At 65.9% G+C, this 15315-nt stretch carries 16 protein-coding genes; 10 read left to right on the top strand and 6 right to left on the bottom strand.

What is annotated here, in order from left to right; translation table 11 throughout:
- Positions 1-13: 13 nt before the first annotated feature.
- Positions 14-673 carry a glutathione S-transferase family protein gene (locus tag DK847_RS18080; RefSeq protein ID WP_111199949.1) on the top strand — a complete coding sequence of 220 codons (660 nt, stop codon included), beginning with the start codon at positions 14-16 and terminating at the stop codon, positions 671-673.
- 11 nt (positions 674-684) lie between these two features.
- Here DK847_RS18080 and DK847_RS18075 read toward each other — a convergent pair whose 3' ends face one another.
- Both DK847_RS18075 and DK847_RS18070 read right to left on the bottom strand, forming a co-directional pair.
- Positions 685-1347 carry a hypothetical protein gene (locus DK847_RS18075; protein ID WP_111199948.1) on the bottom strand — a complete coding sequence of 221 codons (663 nt, stop codon included), beginning with the start codon at positions 1345-1347 and terminating at the stop codon, positions 685-687.
- Positions 1337-1630, bottom strand: coding sequence for a DUF3572 domain-containing protein (locus tag DK847_RS18070; RefSeq protein ID WP_111199947.1), 294 nt, complete (start codon positions 1628-1630; stop codon positions 1337-1339). The genes DK847_RS18075 and DK847_RS18070 overlap by 11 nt, the downstream gene beginning before the upstream one ends.
- Positions 1631-1835: 205 nt before the next feature.
- Between DK847_RS18070 and DK847_RS18065 the strand changes: the two genes are divergently transcribed.
- The 8 genes from DK847_RS18065 (at position 1836) to surE (ending at position 8376) form a co-directional block, all read left to right on the top strand.
- The gene (locus DK847_RS18065) at positions 1836-2210 is read left to right on the top strand and encodes a response regulator (RefSeq protein ID WP_111199946.1); all 375 of its coding nucleotides are present in this window, start codon (positions 1836-1838) and stop codon (positions 2208-2210) included.
- Positions 2207-3571, top strand: coding sequence for a PleD family two-component system response regulator (locus DK847_RS18060; protein ID WP_111199945.1), 1365 nt, complete (start codon positions 2207-2209; stop codon positions 3569-3571). The genes DK847_RS18065 and DK847_RS18060 overlap by 4 nt, the downstream gene beginning before the upstream one ends.
- 43 nt (positions 3572-3614) lie before the next feature.
- Positions 3615-4751, top strand: a complete 1137-nt coding sequence (locus DK847_RS18055) for an ABC transporter ATP-binding protein (protein ID WP_111199944.1) — start codon at positions 3615-3617, stop codon at positions 4749-4751.
- Between the two features lie 100 nt (positions 4752-4851).
- Positions 4852-5076: a twin-arginine translocase TatA/TatE family subunit gene (locus DK847_RS18050; RefSeq protein ID WP_111199943.1), complete on the top strand. Its 225-nt coding sequence runs from the start codon at positions 4852-4854 to the stop codon at positions 5074-5076.
- A gap of 35 nt (positions 5077-5111) precedes the next feature.
- Positions 5112-5495, top strand: a complete 384-nt coding sequence (gene tatB / locus DK847_RS18045; protein ID WP_111199942.1) for a Sec-independent protein translocase protein TatB — start codon at positions 5112-5114, stop codon at positions 5493-5495.
- Positions 5492-6259: a twin-arginine translocase subunit TatC gene (gene tatC, locus DK847_RS18040; RefSeq protein WP_111199941.1), complete on the top strand. Its 768-nt coding sequence runs from the start codon at positions 5492-5494 to the stop codon at positions 6257-6259. The genes tatB and tatC overlap by 4 nt, the downstream gene beginning before the upstream one ends.
- Positions 6260-6331: 72 nt before the next feature.
- Positions 6332-7612 carry a serine--tRNA ligase gene (gene serS, locus DK847_RS18035; RefSeq protein WP_111199940.1) on the top strand — a complete coding sequence of 427 codons (1281 nt, stop codon included), beginning with the start codon at positions 6332-6334 and terminating at the stop codon, positions 7610-7612.
- Between the two features lie 5 nt (positions 7613-7617).
- Positions 7618-8376: a 5'/3'-nucleotidase SurE gene (gene surE / locus DK847_RS18030; RefSeq protein ID WP_111199939.1), complete on the top strand. Its 759-nt coding sequence runs from the start codon at positions 7618-7620 to the stop codon at positions 8374-8376.
- Positions 8377-8394: 18 nt separating this feature from the next.
- On the opposite strand, the gene DK847_RS18025 is transcribed toward surE, so the two are convergent.
- The 4 genes from DK847_RS18025 to DK847_RS18010 form a co-directional block, all read right to left on the bottom strand.
- A complete protein-coding gene (locus tag DK847_RS18025) occupies positions 8395-9297 on the bottom strand; it encodes a DMT family transporter (protein WP_111199938.1) in 903 nt (300 codons plus the stop codon).
- Positions 9298-9306: 9 nt separating this feature from the next.
- Complete coding sequence (locus tag DK847_RS18020) at positions 9307-9717, bottom strand: VOC family protein (protein ID WP_111199937.1); 411 nt, start codon at positions 9715-9717, stop codon at positions 9307-9309.
- Between the two features lie 9 nt (positions 9718-9726).
- Positions 9727-12150: an FAD-dependent oxidoreductase gene (locus tag DK847_RS18015; protein WP_111199936.1), complete on the bottom strand. Its 2424-nt coding sequence runs from the start codon at positions 12148-12150 to the stop codon at positions 9727-9729.
- Positions 12151-12286: 136 nt separating this feature from the next.
- Positions 12287-13048 (bottom strand): TrmH family RNA methyltransferase, encoded by a 762-nt coding sequence (locus DK847_RS18010; protein WP_245414667.1) that lies wholly within the window; start codon positions 13046-13048, stop codon positions 12287-12289.
- 108 nt (positions 13049-13156) lie between these two features.
- Here DK847_RS18010 and DK847_RS18005 point away from each other — a divergent pair, with 108 nt between their 5' ends.
- Positions 13157-15247, top strand: coding sequence for a molybdopterin-containing oxidoreductase family protein (locus DK847_RS18005; RefSeq protein ID WP_111199934.1), 2091 nt, complete (start codon positions 13157-13159; stop codon positions 15245-15247).
- Positions 15248-15315 lie beyond the last annotated feature (68 nt).

The following is a 15315-nucleotide window of genomic DNA, read 5'->3' as shown; positions in this document are numbered from 1 at the left end:
AGCGGAGAACGGGATGTACAAGCTCTATAACGTCAAGACTTGGGGATCACTCGCCATCCATTGCCTGCTGGAAGAGATGGAGGCGCCCTATACCAATATCTGGATGTCGCCGGAGCAGGTGCGCGAGCCCGAGTTCCGCTCCGTCAGCCCGCTCGGCATGATTCCGGCGCTGGGGCTGGCCGATGGGCGGACGCTTTATGAATCGGCAGCGATCGTCGCCTTTCTCGTGGCCGCGCATCCTGACAAGCACATGTCGCCGGCGCTGGGCTCGCCCGACTATGGCGAATTCCTCAGCCTGCTCGTGTTCATGAGCACGGAGATCTATGGTTTCGGCAACTTCGCCTTTTCGGCCGCCGACTACGTCGACGACGCAGCCGGGCGCGACATGCTGAAGGCCAGGGTTCGCCAGCGGGTCGATCAATTCTGGGCAATGCTCGAGAAGCGCCTTGCCGCCTCGGGCCCATGGCTGATGGGCCGCGAGTTTTCCGCCCTCGACCTCTACGCCTTCATGCTGTCGATCTGGGGCTCGCCAACCGAGGAGGCGCTGCACGCCAAATGCCCGGCGGTTGCAAAGCTCGCCACGGCGGTGCGCGCACGGCCCAAGCTGAAGGCCGTGCTGGAATCGCATGGCGTGCTGAAGCCGGGCGGCTACGTCTCCTCCGACCTCGCGTAGGGGGTCAGCCTTCAGGCCCCGGGCATCGTCGAAATCAGGCTCATCACGAAGGGCCGCGCTTCGGCCCAGCTGTCGGTGCGCAGCGCCACGTAGTCGAGCGGGTCGATGTGCCTGGCGAAGCGCTGGTCATGAAGGAAGTGGACGAGGTGCACCTCGGGCGCAAATTCATGCGCCGAGGCGATGAAGGCGGGGCTGTCGTCGATGAACACCGTGGTGTTGGCGGCCCTTGCCGCCAGCGCGTGGATGGCGGGCCCCTTGGGGCCGGAATTGGTCACCACGGGGTAGGGCAGGCCGTGGCTCTTCAGGTTCTCGCGGCGGTGGTCGCCCGCCGTGTGCGGCAGGTTGGTGAGCAGCACCACGTCCGCCCTCTCGCCGAAGGCCAGCAGCGCGGCGACGGCGCCGTCGATCTCCTGCATGTGGCGGGTGCGGGTTTCGAAGAAGCTGCCGATCAGCTCCGCCACCTGTGCATCCGGTGCCGGCGCATTGGTCTCGCGCTGGCGGATGTTGCCGTTGAGCGCGAAGCTCGAGGTATCGAGCCACAGTCCGTGGAGGCCGATATAGTCCTCGAAGTCGCGGGTGAAATGCACGATCACCTCGTCGACGTCGCAGATGACCAGCGGCCGGCCGGTGAGGTGCAGGCCAGCAAGCTGGCCCTGGGTGATCTCAGAAATCAACGGCGGCTCCCGGGAGTTTGCGGCGGAGTTCGGCGATGCGCTCGGGGCGAAGCTGCTGCTCTTCGGCAAAAATCAGCAGCAGGCTTTCATCGCCGAGCAAGTGGTCGAGGATGCCGCCCAGAAAGGCGGGCCTGGCCGCACCGGCACGGATCGCCGCGACGTCCAGCCCCGAGAGGTCCATGAATCGCTGCAATCGTTCGCCATCGGAGGCGAGGAAGCCCAGTGCGTTTATCGCAAGGATTTCAGCCTCTTCGGAATTGGTCTTCGTCTTGGGTCTCATCATGGTGAATCACAATTAACCACCCCGGAACCGCGTTGAACAGGGAGCGCTTTGGGTTAAGCTGTTGGTTACCCAAAATGGTCCAGAAATGGGGCATGCAAAGGGGCTTGGGTTGCGGGTCTGCGGGACCCGCGGGAATCCGAGCCAGATGGGTGCGAATGTGTCAGTATCGGCGGGACCGATGAGAACGCCAGAGATGCGACCGGCCATGGCCAAGAAGGTGCTGGTGGTCGAGGACAACGAGTTGAACATGAAGCTGTTCAACGACTTGCTCGAGGCCAATGGCTACCAGGTGATCCAGACGCGGGATGGCCTCTCCGCGCTCGACCTCGCACGCCTGCACCGGCCCGACCTGATCCTTATGGATATCCAGTTGCCCGAAGTCTCCGGCATCGAGGTGACCAAGTGGCTGAAGGAGGATGACGAGCTGCGCGTGATCCCCGTCATCGCCGTCACCGCCTTCGCCATGAAGGGCGACGAGCAGAAGATCCGCGAAGGCGGCTGCGAGGCCTATATTTCCAAGCCGATCTCGGTGGTGAGCTTCCTGCAGACCATCGACAGCTACCTGAAGACCAGGCAATGACGGCCCGCGTCCTCGTCGTCGACGACATCCTCGCCAATGTCCGCCTGCTGGAGGCCAAGCTCGCGGCGGAGTACTTCGAGGTCGTCACCGCCATGAACGGCGCCGACGCGCTGGAAGCGGTGAACCGCACAAGGCCCGACATCGTGCTGCTCGACGTGATGATGCCGGGGATCGACGGCATCGAGGTGTGCCGCCGCATCAAGCAGAACCCGGCAACCCAGCATATCCCGGTGGTGATGGTCACGGCCCTCGACCAGCCCGAGGATCGCGTAAGGGGCCTCGAGGCGGGGGCCGACGATTTCCTGACCAAGCCGGTCAACGACGTGGCGCTGTTCTGCCGCGTCAAGGGCCTGGTGCGGCTCAAGATGCTGACCGATGAGCTGCGCGCCCGCACCGGTGCCGATCCGCTGGGCCTCGCCGCCAGCGAGCCGCCGGCCGAGGCGGTCTCGGGGCGCATCCTGGTGCTCGACAATCGCGTGGCCCCGGCCGAGCGCATCCGCAACCTGCTGTCGCCCCGCCACGAGGTGACGGTGGTGTCCGAGCCGCAACAGGCCTTCGAGGCCTTCGGCGCGGCGCAGGGCGGCTTCGACCTCATCATCGTCAATCTCGATCTCGAGGGCATGGATGGCCTGCGCATCTGCTCGCAGCTCAAGTCGGTGGAGACGACGCGCCAGACGCCGATCCTCATCCTCGTCGACCCGGAAGATCACCAGCGCCTGCTGCGCGCCCTCGACATGGGGGTGAACGACTATCTCATCCGTCCGATCGACCGGCAGGAACTCCTGGCCCGCGTCGCCACGCAGGTGCGCCGCCACCGCTATACCGAGCAGCTGCGCCTCACGGTGCGCGCCTCGATGGAGATGGCGGTGACCGATGCGCTCACCGGCCTCTACAACCGCCGCTATCTCGAAACCCAGCTCACCCAGTTGATCGAGCAGTCGGCCGACCGCGGCAAGGGCCTCTCGATGCTCAGCCTCGACATCGACTTCTTCAAGTCGGTGAACGACACCTATGGCCATGACGCGGGCGACCGCGTGCTGCAGGAAGTGGCCGGCCGCATCCGCGGTTCGGTGCGTGGCGGCGATCTCGCATGCCGCACCGGCGGCGAGGAATTCGTGGTGGTGCTTCCCGGGGCCGACCTTGCGGTCGCCGAAAAGGTGGGCGAGCGGATCCGCAAGGCGATCGCTGCCAAGCCCTTCATGCTGGGGCCCGGCTCGCACCTCACCGTTACCGCCTCGCTCGGCGTGTCGAGCCTGCTCACCACCGAGGACACGCTGGAGGGGCTGCTCAAGCGGGCCGACCGGGCCCTCTATCGTGCCAAGCGCGAGGGCCGCAACCGCGTGGTGCCCGTTGCCGCGTGATGGCATTTGCGCCGCCGCCGTTTCGTTGTAGACCCCCCGGATCATGAGGTCCGCCGAACCCATCCGCGAGGAACTGCCGGAAAGCCGCCGCTGGGGCACCCGCGGCACGGCGGGCGCCACCTTTGCCGGCCAGCTGACCTTCGAGAACGTGTCGCGCCGCTTTGGCCGCACTGCCGCGGTGGAGGATGTGAGCTTCACCCTGAAGCCGGGCGAGATCGCCTGCCTGCTCGGGCCGTCCGGCTGCGGCAAGACCACACTGCTCCGCATCGCGGCGGGAATCGACAAGCCGGATGCGGGGCGCCTGCTGTTCGACGGGCAGGAAATGGCCGGGCCCGAGCGCTTCGTGCCGCCCGAGAAGCGCAACATCGGTCTGATGTTCCAGGATTTTGCCCTGTTCCCGCACCTTTCCATCATCGACAACGTGGCCTTCGGGCTGAATTCGCTGCCGAAGGGCGAGGCGCGCGGCATTGCACTCCACGCGCTGGAGCGGGTGGGGCTCGCCCATTACGCCCACAGCTATCCGCACAATCTCTCGGGTGGCGAGCAGCAGCGCGTGGCGCTGGCCCGCGCGCTGGTGCCGCGCCCACAGGTGCTGCTGATGGACGAGCCCTTCTCGGGCCTCGACCAGCGGCTGCGCGAATCGGTGCGCGCGGAAACGCTGACGCTGCTGCGCGAAACCCGCGCCTCCTGCCTGCTGGTGACCCATGACCCGGTGGAGGCGATGGGACTTGCCGACCGCATCTTCCTGATGCGCCAGGGCCGGCTGATCCAGGCCGGCACGCCGGAGGAGCTCTACCGCCACCCGGCGGATGCTCCCGCCGCCCGCTTCTTCTCCGACACCGACGAGGTGCGTGGCGAGGTGCGGGATGGCCTTGTGGTCACGCCGCTCGGCACCTTTGCCTGCCCCGAGCGGGTGAAGGGCCCGGACGCCCTGGTGCTGATCCGCCCCCAGGGCATCCGCCGGGCCGCGGCAGGGGAGACGGGGGTCGAGGGACTGGTCACCGAAACCCGCTTCCAGGGCGACGACGTCAAGTGCCGGGTGCTGTTCAAGGGCCTCGACGAGCCGCTGACGGCGCTGCTTGGTTCCAAGGCAGCCCCCCAGCGCGGCGAAACAGCGCTGTTCCGGGTCGATCCGGACCATGTTTTCGTCTTTGAATTGGCCAGTTTGCAACCTATCTGAGGGTCATTCCGCCTTGGTTGCGGCGCGCCGGGGTTTCTGCTTTAGTGCCGCGAAACGCGAGGAGAGAGTGTCCTCTCTCCGGATATAGGGAGTTTGTCTTATGGGTTCGCTGTCGATCTGGCATTGGGTTCTCGTCATTCTGGTCGTGGTGCTGCTGTTCGGCCGCGGCAAGGTGTCTGACCTGATGGGCGACGTCGCCAAGGGCATCAAGAGCTTCAAGAAGGGCCTGGCCGACGACGACACCCCCGCCGCCACCACTGCCGATCCCAAGCCCATCGAGCAGCAGACGGCGGTGAAGTCGGAAGCCGAGAAGGCCCAGAGCTGATAGGCACGCCGGCGCGCCTCTAGCCGGAAACGCACATGTTTGATTTCGGGTTCGGCTATAGCGAAATGTTCGTCGTTGCCGTGGTGGCGATCATCGTCATCGGGCCGAAGGACCTCCCCAAGGTGCTGCGCGCGCTGGGCAAGACCGTCGCCAAGATGCGCGGCATGGCCCGCGAGTTCCAGGGTCACCTCGACCAGGCCATGAAGGAAACCGGCTTCGACGAGGTGAAGAAGGAATTCGACAACATCAAGAACCCGGCCAACTTCATCGACCCGACGATGGCCAAGAAGGCCGCCGAGGACACGAACAAGAAGCAGGTCGACGATTTCAAGAAGCTGTTCGGCGACGTGCCGGCGACTGATGCGCCCAAGCCTGCCGCCACCACGGCCTCCACGGACACCCCCGCAGCCGCCTCATGACCCAGCAGGACATCGACGCCTCCGAAGCCCCGCTGATCGAGCACCTGATCGAGCTGAGAACCCGCCTCATCTGGTGCGTGGTCGGCTTCATCGGCGCCTTCATCTTCAGTTTCTTCTTTTCCTCCGACATCCTGCATTTCCTCGTGCTGCCGTTCAAATGGGGCACCGGTCAGGACGTCTCGCTGATCTCCATCAAGCTTCTCGGCGTGTTCCTCGTGAAGCTGAAGATCGCCTTCTTCGGCGGCCTGTTCATCGGCTTCCCGCTGATCGCCACGCAGATCTACCGCTTCGTGGCGCCCGGCCTCTACAAGCATGAGAAGGCGGCCTTCCTGCCTTACCTCATCGCCACGCCCATCTTCTTCATCCTCGGCGCCTCGCTGGTCTATTTCTTCCTCCTCCCGGTGGCGATCCATTTCTTCACCGCACTTGCCGGCACTTCCGGCGTGGCGCTCATGCCCGACATCGAGGCCTATCTCGATTTCGTGATGATGCTGATCCTCGCCTTCGGCCTGTGCTTCCAGCTTCCCGTGGTGCTGACGCTGCTGGGCCAGATCGGCATCCTCAGCTACGACCAGCTGAAGAGCGGGCGGAAATTCGCCATTGTCGGCGTGTTCATCGTCGCCGCCGTGCTCACCCCGCCGGACCCGATTTCCCAGATCGCCATGGCGGTGCCGCTGATGGCCCTCTACGAGGTGTCCGTGCAGGCTGTGCGCTTCATCGAGGCCCGCCGCAAGAAGCGCGAGGCGGCGGAAGAGGCGGCCTGACCTCCGCATTGCGGTCTTCCCGTTGCGGTTCCGCCGTCCTATAGGAGGGCCCGGAAAGAGGACTCGAGACCCATGCATGACATCAAGGCCATCCGCGACAACCCGGCAGCATTCGATTCAGGGCTCGCCCGCCGCGGCCTCGAGCCGGTCGCCTCGCAGCTGCTGAAGATCGACGCCGAGCGCCGCGACCATGTGCAGAAGCTGCAGGACGCGCAGGCCCGCCGCAATGCCGCCTCGAAGGAAATCGGCGAGGCCATGAAGACGGGCGACAAGGCCAGGGCCGAGGCGCTCAAGGCCGAGATGGGGTCGATCAAGGATTTCATCGCCAGCGGGGAGGCGATCGAGCGCGACATCGACCAGCGGCTCACCGCGGCTCTTGCCGTGATCCCCAATATCCCGCTCGATGACGTGCCGGACGGCAAGGACGAGACGGGCAATGTCGAGGTCCGCCGCTGGGGCGTGCCACCCGTCTACAATTACGAGCCGCGCCAGCATTTCGACATCGGCGAATGGCTGGGGCTGATGGATTTCGAGGCCGCCGCGAAGATCGCCGGCGCGCGCTTCGTCATCCTGAAGGGCCAGCTCGCCCGGCTCGAGCGCGCCGTGGCGCAGTTCATGCTCGACCACCAGACGGGGGTAAACGGCTATACCGAGCACTATGTCCCCTACATGGTCAACGACGCCGCCATGTATGGCACCGGCCAGCTGCCCAAATTCGCCGAGGACCTGTTCCGCACCACCGATGGCCGCTGGCTGATCCCCACGGCGGAGGTCTCGCTCACCAACCTCGTGCGCGAGTCCATTCTCGAGGAGAAGGACCTGCCGCTGCGTCTCACCGCCTATACGCCCTGCTTCCGCGCCGAGGCGGGGGCGGCGGGGCGCGACACGCGGGGCATGATCCGCCAGCACCAGTTCTCCAAGGTCGAGCTCGTCTCCATCACCACGCCTGAGCAGTCGCGCGAGGAGCTGGAGCGCATGACGGGTGCGGCGGAGAGCGTTCTTCAGGCGCTCAAGCTGCCCTATCGCGTGATGCGCCTGTGCACCGGCGACATGGGCTTCGGAAGCCGCATGACCTATGACCTCGAGGTTTGGCTCCCGGGGCAGAATGCCTATCGCGAAATCTCGTCCTGTTCCGTCTGCGGCGACTTCCAGGCGCGGCGCATGGATGCGCGCTTCAAGCCGGCGGATGGCAAGGGCACGCGCTATGTCCACACGCTCAACGGCTCCGGCCTCGCAGTGGGCCGCACCATGGTGGCGATCCTCGAGAACTACCAGAATGCCGACGGGTCGGTGACGATCCCAGAGGCGCTCCGCCCCTACATGGGCGGCGCTGAACAGATCACCAGGGGCTGACGCACATGCGCATTCTCGTGACCAACGACGACGGCATCCACGCCCCGGGCCTCGAAACGCTGGAGCGCATCGCGCGCTCCATTTCCGACGACGTGTGGATCGTGGCCCCGGCTGAAGAGAATTCCGGGGCAGGTCACTCCCTTTCGCTCGCCGACCCGATCCGCTACCGCAAGCTCGCCGACAAGCGCTTCGAGGTGGCGGGCACGCCCACCGACTGCGTGGTGATGGCGGCGCGCAAGATCCTGCCCGGTGATCCGGACCTCGTCCTCTCCGGCGTCAACCGCGGCCAGAACATCGCCGACGACGTCACCTATTCCGGCACCATTGCCGCGGCAATGGAAGGGACGCAACTCGGCTTCAAGTCGATCGCGCTCAGCCAGGTGACGGGCATCCACGGCAACGGCTTCTCCTATGAAGTGGCCGAGCACCATGGGCCTGCCATCGTCAAGAAACTGATCAAGCTCAGCTTCGGCCCCGGCATCCTGATGAACGTGAATTTCCCCGACTGCCGCCCCGACGAGGTGCAGGGCGTCGAGGTCACGCGCCAGGGCAAGCGCGACGTGAACCTGCTCACCGTCGACGAGCGGGTCGACATGCGCGGCAACAACTACTACTGGCTGGGCTTCAAGCGTGAGCGCGGCAACCCGCCCGTGGGCACCGACCTCTGGGCCGCCTTCAACCGCCGCATCTCGGTGACGCCGCTGCACATGAACCTGACCCAGACCGAGGCCATGGACGCGGTGCGCGCGGTGCTCGACACCTAGTCTCGCTTCGCTGCTTTCCTACGGCTGCTCGAAATCCCGGATCGGCTCCACATGGCGCACCCGTTCGCGCCAGGAGATGTAGATGGCGCAGGCGATGAGGATGCCGACGCCGACGAAAGTCCACAGATCGGGGAAGTCGCCGAAGATGTACCAGCCCAGCACGGTGGCCATGATCATCTCGGTATAGGCCAGTGGCGCCAGCAGCGAGGCTTCGGCGTGGTCATAGGCGCGGATGATCAGGTAGTGCCCGCCATTGGCAATCGCCGAAAGCAGCACGAAGAAGCCCCACTGGGCCGGTGTCGGCGTCTGCCAGACGAAGACCACGATGACGCTCATGATGATGGCGCCCATCAGGCTGGTATAGAAGGTCGTCACCATGGCAGGCGCCGAACCCGAGATGCGCCGCGTCAGCAGCAGGTAGATGGCGAGGCAGAAGCCTGACGCAAGCGCCATGAAGACGCCGGGGTTCAGTTCCTGGAAGCCCGGCCGGATGATGATCAGCGTCCCGATGAAGCCGATGATCACCGCCACCCAGCGCCGGATGCCCACCGTCTCGCCCAGCACCAGCGGCGAGAGCAGGGTGACGATGAGGGGCTGGACGAAGAAGATCGCCAGCGTGTCGGCGATCGAGAGATAGTGCAGGCCCATGAAGAAGAAGGCCGTGGCGGCGATCATCAGCGTGGCGCGCACCGCATGCATCAGCGGCATGTTGGGGATGAGGCCCCTGGGGCCCGCAAGCTTCAGCGCGAAGGGCATGGTGAGGAAGGCGCCGAAGAACAGCCGCGCCCAGACGATCTGCATCACCGGCACACCCTGCTGGCCGAGGTACTTGGCGATGGCATCGAGGAAGGGCAGCACCGCCATGGCGGTGAGCATCAGGCCGATGCCGACGAGGGTGCGGCTGGAAGCGGGAGTGGTCATGCGGGCATGTCAGGCGGATGGGCTGCCCTTGTGCGCCGGCTGCAGCAGGTCCCACTTGTTGCCGAAGGGATCCTGGAACACCGCAACCGTGCCATAGGCCTCGTGCCGGGGGGCTTCGAGAAAGGCTACGCCTGCCGCCAGGTAGCGTCTGTGGTCGCGCTGGAAGTCATCGGTTTCAAGGAACAGGAACACCCGCCCGCCGGCTTGCCGCCCGATGGCCGCCGCCTGCTCGGGCGAGCCCGGTTCGGTGAGCAGGAGCCGCGCGCCGCCACCGCCCGGCGGCGCAACGGTGACCCAGCGCTTGCCTGAGCCCAGCGCCGTGTCCTCGACGAGGCGGAAACCGAGCGCATCCACATAGAAGCTGAGCCCGGCCTCATAGCTCGGCACCAGCAGGCTGACGGTGGCCAGTGCCTGTTTCATGAAGCCATTCTAGGCGCGCAGCCGCTCGTTCGCGGGATCCCAGATCGAGTCAGGGATGATCCGCGCCTTACGCATCTGCGTGAACATCATCACCTCGAGCTCGGTGCCCACGGCTGCCAGTTCCGGCGGCACATAGGCGAAGGCCAGTGACTTGCCCGTCTTCTGGCCGAAGCCGCCCGATGTCGTGACGCCCACCACCTTGCCGCCGTGGTAGACCGGCTCGTTGCCCACGCAGTCGCTGTCGGTGTTGTCCACCTCCATGTAGACGAGCTTCATGCGCGGGCCCTGCTGCTTCCTGCGCAGTGTCGCCGCCTTGCCGATGAAGTCCTCCTTGTCGAGGCGCAGGAAGCGCTCCATCGAGGCCTCGATCATGTCGATCTCGGTGGTGAGCTCGGAGCCCCAGCCGCGATAGGCCTTCTCGATGCGGAGCGCATTCATGGCATAGGTGCCGAACAGGCGGATGCCATGCGGCTTGCCCGCCGCCATGAGGGCGTCGAACACCTTCGGCATCTGTGCCATCGGCACATGCAGTTCCCAGCCCAGCTCGCCCACATAGTTGACGCGCAGCAGGCGGACGCCGGGCACACCGGCCACCGTCGCCGTCTTGCCGGTGAGCCAGCGGAAGGAGGCATTGGTGAGGTCAATGTCCGTGCACTTCGCCAGCACCTCGCGCGACAGGGGTCCGGCGAGCACCAGGACGCCGAAGTCATCCGTCACGTCGGTGATCGTCACCTGCTCATCCGCGCGCTTGCGCCAGTTCATCTGGTCGAGGTCGTGGAGCTGGGCGACGGCGGCCGAGAGCACATAGAAATGATCGGCGGCAAGCCGTGTCACGGTGATTTCGGATTCGATGAAGCCATTCTCGTTGAGGAGGTGGCCGAGGATGATGCCGCCATCCTTCGCCGGGATCTTGTTGGCGCAGATGCGTTCGAGGAAGGCATAGGCGTCCTTGCCCGTCACCTCGTATTTCGAGAAGGTCGAGAGATCCATCAGGCCCACGCCATCGCGCACGGCAAGCGCCTCTTCCCTCACCGCGGGGAACCAGTTGGAGCGCTTGAAGGAGTATTTCTCCCCTTCGCCGGTCGTGTCGTACCAGCGCGGCCGCTCCCAGCCGAAGATCTGGGCGAACTGCGCGCCCTCGGCCTTCAGCCTGTCGTAGAGCGAGGACTTGCGCAGGCCACGGCCCACCTGGTGCTGCTCCGCCGGCTTGTAGCAGTAATACATGTGGTGATAGTCGGCGACGGAGACTTCCTCGGTGTAGTCCTTGGTCGCCCAGTTGCCGAAGCGGCGCGGGTCGAACTCGCGCATGTTGATCTCGGCCTGGCCATGCACCATCCACTGCGCGAGGTATTTGCCTGCTCCGCCGCCCTGGCAGATGCCGATCGAGGCGCCGCAATGCATCCAGTAGTTCTTCGGGCCCGGGGCAGGGCCCGAGAGATAGACGCCGTCCGGCGTGTGGGTGATGGCGCCGGAGATGATCGACTTGACGCCCGTTTCGCCGAACAGCGGCAGGCGCTCCGTGGCGCGCTCGAGCCAGGGCATGATGCGGTCGAGCTCGGGGGCCTCGAGTTCGCTCTCGTAATCCCAGCGCGGCGGCTTGCCGTCCCAGCACACATGCGCGGTCGCCGTCTCGTAGGGGCCGACCAGCACGCCGTTGGTCTCCTCGCGGAGATAGGCGTGGGAGTAGGGGTCGCGCACCACGGGAAGTTCCATCTCGAGGTCGATCAGCTCCTTGAGCGGCTCGGTGATGACGTAGTGGTGCAGCATGTTGGCGATGGGCACGTTGTGGCCGGTCCAGCTTCCCACCACGTCGCAGTAGGAGCCCGCCGAATTCACCACGTGCTCGCAGTCGATGGTGCCCTGCTCGGTGAACACGCGCCACTCGCCATTGGGCAGCAGCTTGATGTCCATCACCCGGTTGCGCCGCACGATCTCGGCACCCAGCTGGCGCGCACCCGCTGCCATGGCATTGGTGATGTCGGCCGGCGCCACGTGCCCGTCATGCACGGTGCGGAAGGCGGCCTTCACGCCCGTGGTGTCGAGGAAGGGGTGGTGCTGCTTGATCTCTGAGGGGCCGATGATCTCGCATTCGTAGCCTGCGAGCCGCGACACGCCATAGACGTATTTGAGCCAGTTCACCTCCTCGTCGGTGCAGGCGAGCCGGAGGCCGCCGCAGCCATGCCAGGACACGGCCTGTCCGGTGAGTTTTTCCAGCTTCGGGTAGAGCTCGGTGCCATAGACATGCACCTTGGTCATGTTGAGCGAGCCGTTGAAATGCGGGCACTGGCCCGCCGCATGCCAGGTGGAGCCCGAGGTGAGCTCGCCCTTCTCGATGAGGACGATGTCCGTCCAGCCTTCGAGCGCCAGGTGGTAGAGGAGCCCCACGCCCATCACGCCACCGCCAACCACCACAACACGCGCATGCGACTTCATGTCTGTCTCCGGAATCTGCTGGCGAGAGATTAGGCCGGAGGGCCGGTCCGGCTCAAGGTCCAGTCAATCCTGTTCAACCGTCCAAGGCTGATTTCAGGGCGAAATCGGGCCGAGGGTGGTGAGCAGGCCTCAACTCTCAGAGCTTCTGCGCCTCGAACAGCATGAGCCCCGTGGCAATGGCGACATTGAGGGATTCCGCAGCCCCCTTCATCGGAATGCGGACGAGGGTGGAGCAGGCGGCGGCCGCCTCCTCGGACAGCCCCTTGCCCTCGCTGCCCATGACGAGGAGGGAAGGAGTACCGTAGGCGCGGCGATAGGTCTCCGTCGCCTTCAGGTGGGTGCCGACGCTCTCGCCCGGCCAGTCCTTCAGGAGGGACAGGAAGCCCTTCTGGTCCATCCGCACCAGCGGCATGCCGAAGATCGACCCCATGGTGGCGCGCACGCAGTCCGGTCCCCACGGGTCGCAGGACTGGCCGGCGAGGATCACCCCCGACGCCCCTGCCGCGTCGGCGGTGCGGATGATGGTGCCGAGATTGCCAGGGTCGCGCATGTCCTCCAGCGCCAGCCAGACGCCGGTCGGGGTCACGGTCTCCGCCCAGCGCTGGCGGAACACCCCGATCTGCTCCGGCGGGTTCTTCTGGGCGCTCACCTGGCCCATGACGCGCTCATCCACCTGGATCAGCGCCGCCTTGCCCCAGGGTGCGGCCTGGCCCGTGGTGAGAAGATAGACGAGTTCCCAGCCCTCCTGCCGGGCGCGGTCCAGTACCTGCGACCCCTCGGCGACGAACAACCCATGCTCCTGCCGGTGCTTCTTGTCCGCGAGCGAGCGGATCAGCTTGATGGTCGGGTTCTGGGCGGAGGAGACGATGAGCATCCAGCCTACATAGCCGCCTCCCACGCCTCCGTCACCCCGGCGAAAGCCGGGGCCCAGCTTTGCCAAAAACAAGCTGGGTGCCAGCTTTCGCTGGCATGACGGAGGAAGAGGAAGTCGCTATACTCCGCCACCATGAACATCCTGCCCAACATCAAGACCGGCATTTCGGTCTGCCCGCATGACTGTCCCTCCGCCTGCGCGCTCGAGGTGGAGGTGCTGGACGAGCGCACCATCGGCCGCGTGCGCGGGGCGAAGGACAACAGCTACACGCTCGGCGTGATCTGCGAGAAGGTGTCGCGCTATGCCGAGCGCATCCACCATCCGGACCGGCTACTGCATCCGCTGAAGCGCAAGGGGCCGAAGGGCTCGGGCGAATTCCAGAGGATCTCGTGGGACGATGCCCTGGCCGAGACGGCGGAGGCCATGCTGAAGGCCGAGGCCGACTACGGCCCCACCTCCGTCTGGCCCTATTTCTACGCCGGCACCATGGGCTACGTGATGCGCGACGGCATCAACCGGCTGCGCCATGCCAAGGGCTATTCCAACCTGGGCGACACCTTCTGCGTGGCGCTCTCCTGGTCCGGCTATCTGGCGGGAACGGGCTCCGTCTCCGGCGTCGACCCGCGCGAGATGCAGGTGTCGGACCTGATCGTGGTGTGGGGTGGCAATCCGGTGAACACCCAGGTCAACGTGATGACCCACGTCGCCATGGCGCGAAAGAACCGTGGCGCCAGGCTGGCCTGCGTCGACATCTACGAGACCGGCACGATGAAGCAGGCGGACCTCAAGCTGATCATCCGTCCGGGCACCGACGGTGCGCTGGCCTGCGCGGTGATGCATGTGCTGTTCCGCGACGGCCATGCCGACTGGGCCTATCTCGAGAAGTTCACCGACGCGCCGCGCGAATTCGCCGCGCACCTGAAGGCGAAGACGCCGGAGTGGGCCGCGAAGATCTGCGACATCCCGGTGGCCGATATCGAGGCCTTCGCCAGGCTGATCGGTGAAACGAAGCGGACCTTCTTCCGCATCGGCTATGGCTTCACCCGCTCGCGCAACGGTGCGCCCAACATGCATGCGGTCAGCTGCATCCCGGCCGTGACGGGCGCGTGGCAGCATGAGGGCGGGGGTGCTCTCCATTCGAACAGCGGCATGTACCGCATGAACAAGACGATGATCGAGGGCCTCGACGTGAGGAAGCCCGGCATCCGCATCCTCGACCAGAGCCGCATCGGTGCGGCCCTGCTGAACGACCCTTACGACCTGCAGGGCGGCCCGCCGGTGAAGATGCTGCTGGTGCAGAACACCAACCCGGCCTCGGTGGCGCCCGACCAGACCAAGGTGAAGCAGGGCCTGGCGCGGGAGGACCTCTTCACCTGCGTGCACGAGCAGTTCATGACGGAGACGGCGAAGTTCGCCGACATCGTGCTGCCCGCCACCATGTTCCTCGAGCACGACGACATCTACCAGGGCGGCGGCCACTCGCACCTGCTCTATGGCCGCAAGCTGGTGGAGGCGCCGGGCGAGTGCCGCAACAACCATGAGGTGATCTGCGATCTCGCGCGGCGCGTCGGCGCCGAGCACCCGGGCTTCGCCATGAGCCCGCGCGAGCTGATCGACTGGACGCTGGTCAACTCGAAGAAGCCCGGCCTCGATCTGCTCGATCAGGAGAGCTGGGTCGACGTCATGCCCGATTTCGAGCAGGCGCATTTCCTCAAGGGCTTCGGCTTCCCGGATGGCAAGTTCCGCTTCCGCGCCGACTGGCGCAAGGTGCGCTTCCGCTCGACCGAGGTGCCTGTGGGCCCGGTCGAGATGCTGCCCGGTTTCCCCGACCATTGCGAGACCATCGAGGAGGCGACGGCGGACTATCCCTTCCGGCTCGCCACCAGCCCGGCCCGCACCTTCCTCAACTCCACCTTCAACGAGACGCCCTCGTCGAGGAAGCGCGAGGGGCGGCCCACGGTCTTCGTCCACCCGGATGACCTTGCAGCGCTCGGCCTCGCCGATGGCCAGAAGGTGAAGGTCGGCAGCGCCCGCGGCACCGTCACGCTCCACGCCAGGGCCCATGCCGGGCAGCGCCGCGGCGTGCTCATCGCCGAGTCGATCTGGCCCAATGAGGCGCATGAGGACGGGCAGGGGATCAACACCCTGACCGGGGCGGACCAGCCCGCCCCCAATGGCGGCGGCGCCTTCCATGACAACCGGGTGTGGATCCGCGCGGCCTGACGTCGTTAACGATTTCCCAATCCGTGTACGGAGGGAACCCGCGCGCGCCATTCCACGTTGTGGCCGCA

It is taken from the genome of Aestuariivirga litoralis, assembly GCF_003234965.1.
GTDB classification, from domain to species: domain Bacteria; phylum Pseudomonadota; class Alphaproteobacteria; order Rhizobiales; family Aestuariivirgaceae; genus Aestuariivirga; species Aestuariivirga litoralis.
The sequence above is the reverse complement of the archived record's forward strand: the minus strand, read 5'-3'. Positions and strand labels throughout refer to the sequence as shown.

Excerpts from the sequence above, each read along its gene's own strand:
- DK847_RS18080 (WP_111199949.1), top strand. The coding sequence starts at position 14 with ATGTACAAGCTCTATAACGTCAAGACTTGGGGATCACTCGCCATCCAT.
- DK847_RS18070 (WP_111199947.1), bottom strand. The coding sequence starts at position 1,630 with ATGATGAGACCCAAGACGAAGACCAATTCCGAAGAGGCTGAAATCCTT.
- DK847_RS18065 (WP_111199946.1), top strand. The coding sequence starts at position 1,836 with ATGGCCAAGAAGGTGCTGGTGGTCGAGGACAACGAGTTGAACATGAAG.
- DK847_RS18060 (WP_111199945.1), top strand. The coding sequence starts at position 2,207 with ATGACGGCCCGCGTCCTCGTCGTCGACGACATCCTCGCCAATGTCCGC.
- DK847_RS18055 (WP_111199944.1), top strand. The coding sequence starts at position 3,615 with ATGAGGTCCGCCGAACCCATCCGCGAGGAACTGCCGGAAAGCCGCCGC.
- DK847_RS18050 (WP_111199943.1), top strand. The coding sequence starts at position 4,852 with ATGGGTTCGCTGTCGATCTGGCATTGGGTTCTCGTCATTCTGGTCGTG.
- tatB (WP_111199942.1), top strand. The coding sequence starts at position 5,112 with ATGTTTGATTTCGGGTTCGGCTATAGCGAAATGTTCGTCGTTGCCGTG.
- tatC (WP_111199941.1), top strand. The coding sequence starts at position 5,492 with ATGACCCAGCAGGACATCGACGCCTCCGAAGCCCCGCTGATCGAGCAC.
- serS (WP_111199940.1), top strand. The coding sequence starts at position 6,332 with ATGCATGACATCAAGGCCATCCGCGACAACCCGGCAGCATTCGATTCA.
- surE (WP_111199939.1), top strand. The coding sequence starts at position 7,618 with ATGCGCATTCTCGTGACCAACGACGACGGCATCCACGCCCCGGGCCTC.
- DK847_RS18025 (WP_111199938.1), bottom strand. The coding sequence starts at position 9,297 with ATGACCACTCCCGCTTCCAGCCGCACCCTCGTCGGCATCGGCCTGATG.
- DK847_RS18020 (WP_111199937.1), bottom strand. The coding sequence starts at position 9,717 with ATGAAACAGGCACTGGCCACCGTCAGCCTGCTGGTGCCGAGCTATGAG.
- DK847_RS18015 (WP_111199936.1), bottom strand. The coding sequence starts at position 12,150 with ATGAAGTCGCATGCGCGTGTTGTGGTGGTTGGCGGTGGCGTGATGGGC.
- DK847_RS18005 (WP_111199934.1), top strand. The coding sequence starts at position 13,157 with ATGAACATCCTGCCCAACATCAAGACCGGCATTTCGGTCTGCCCGCAT.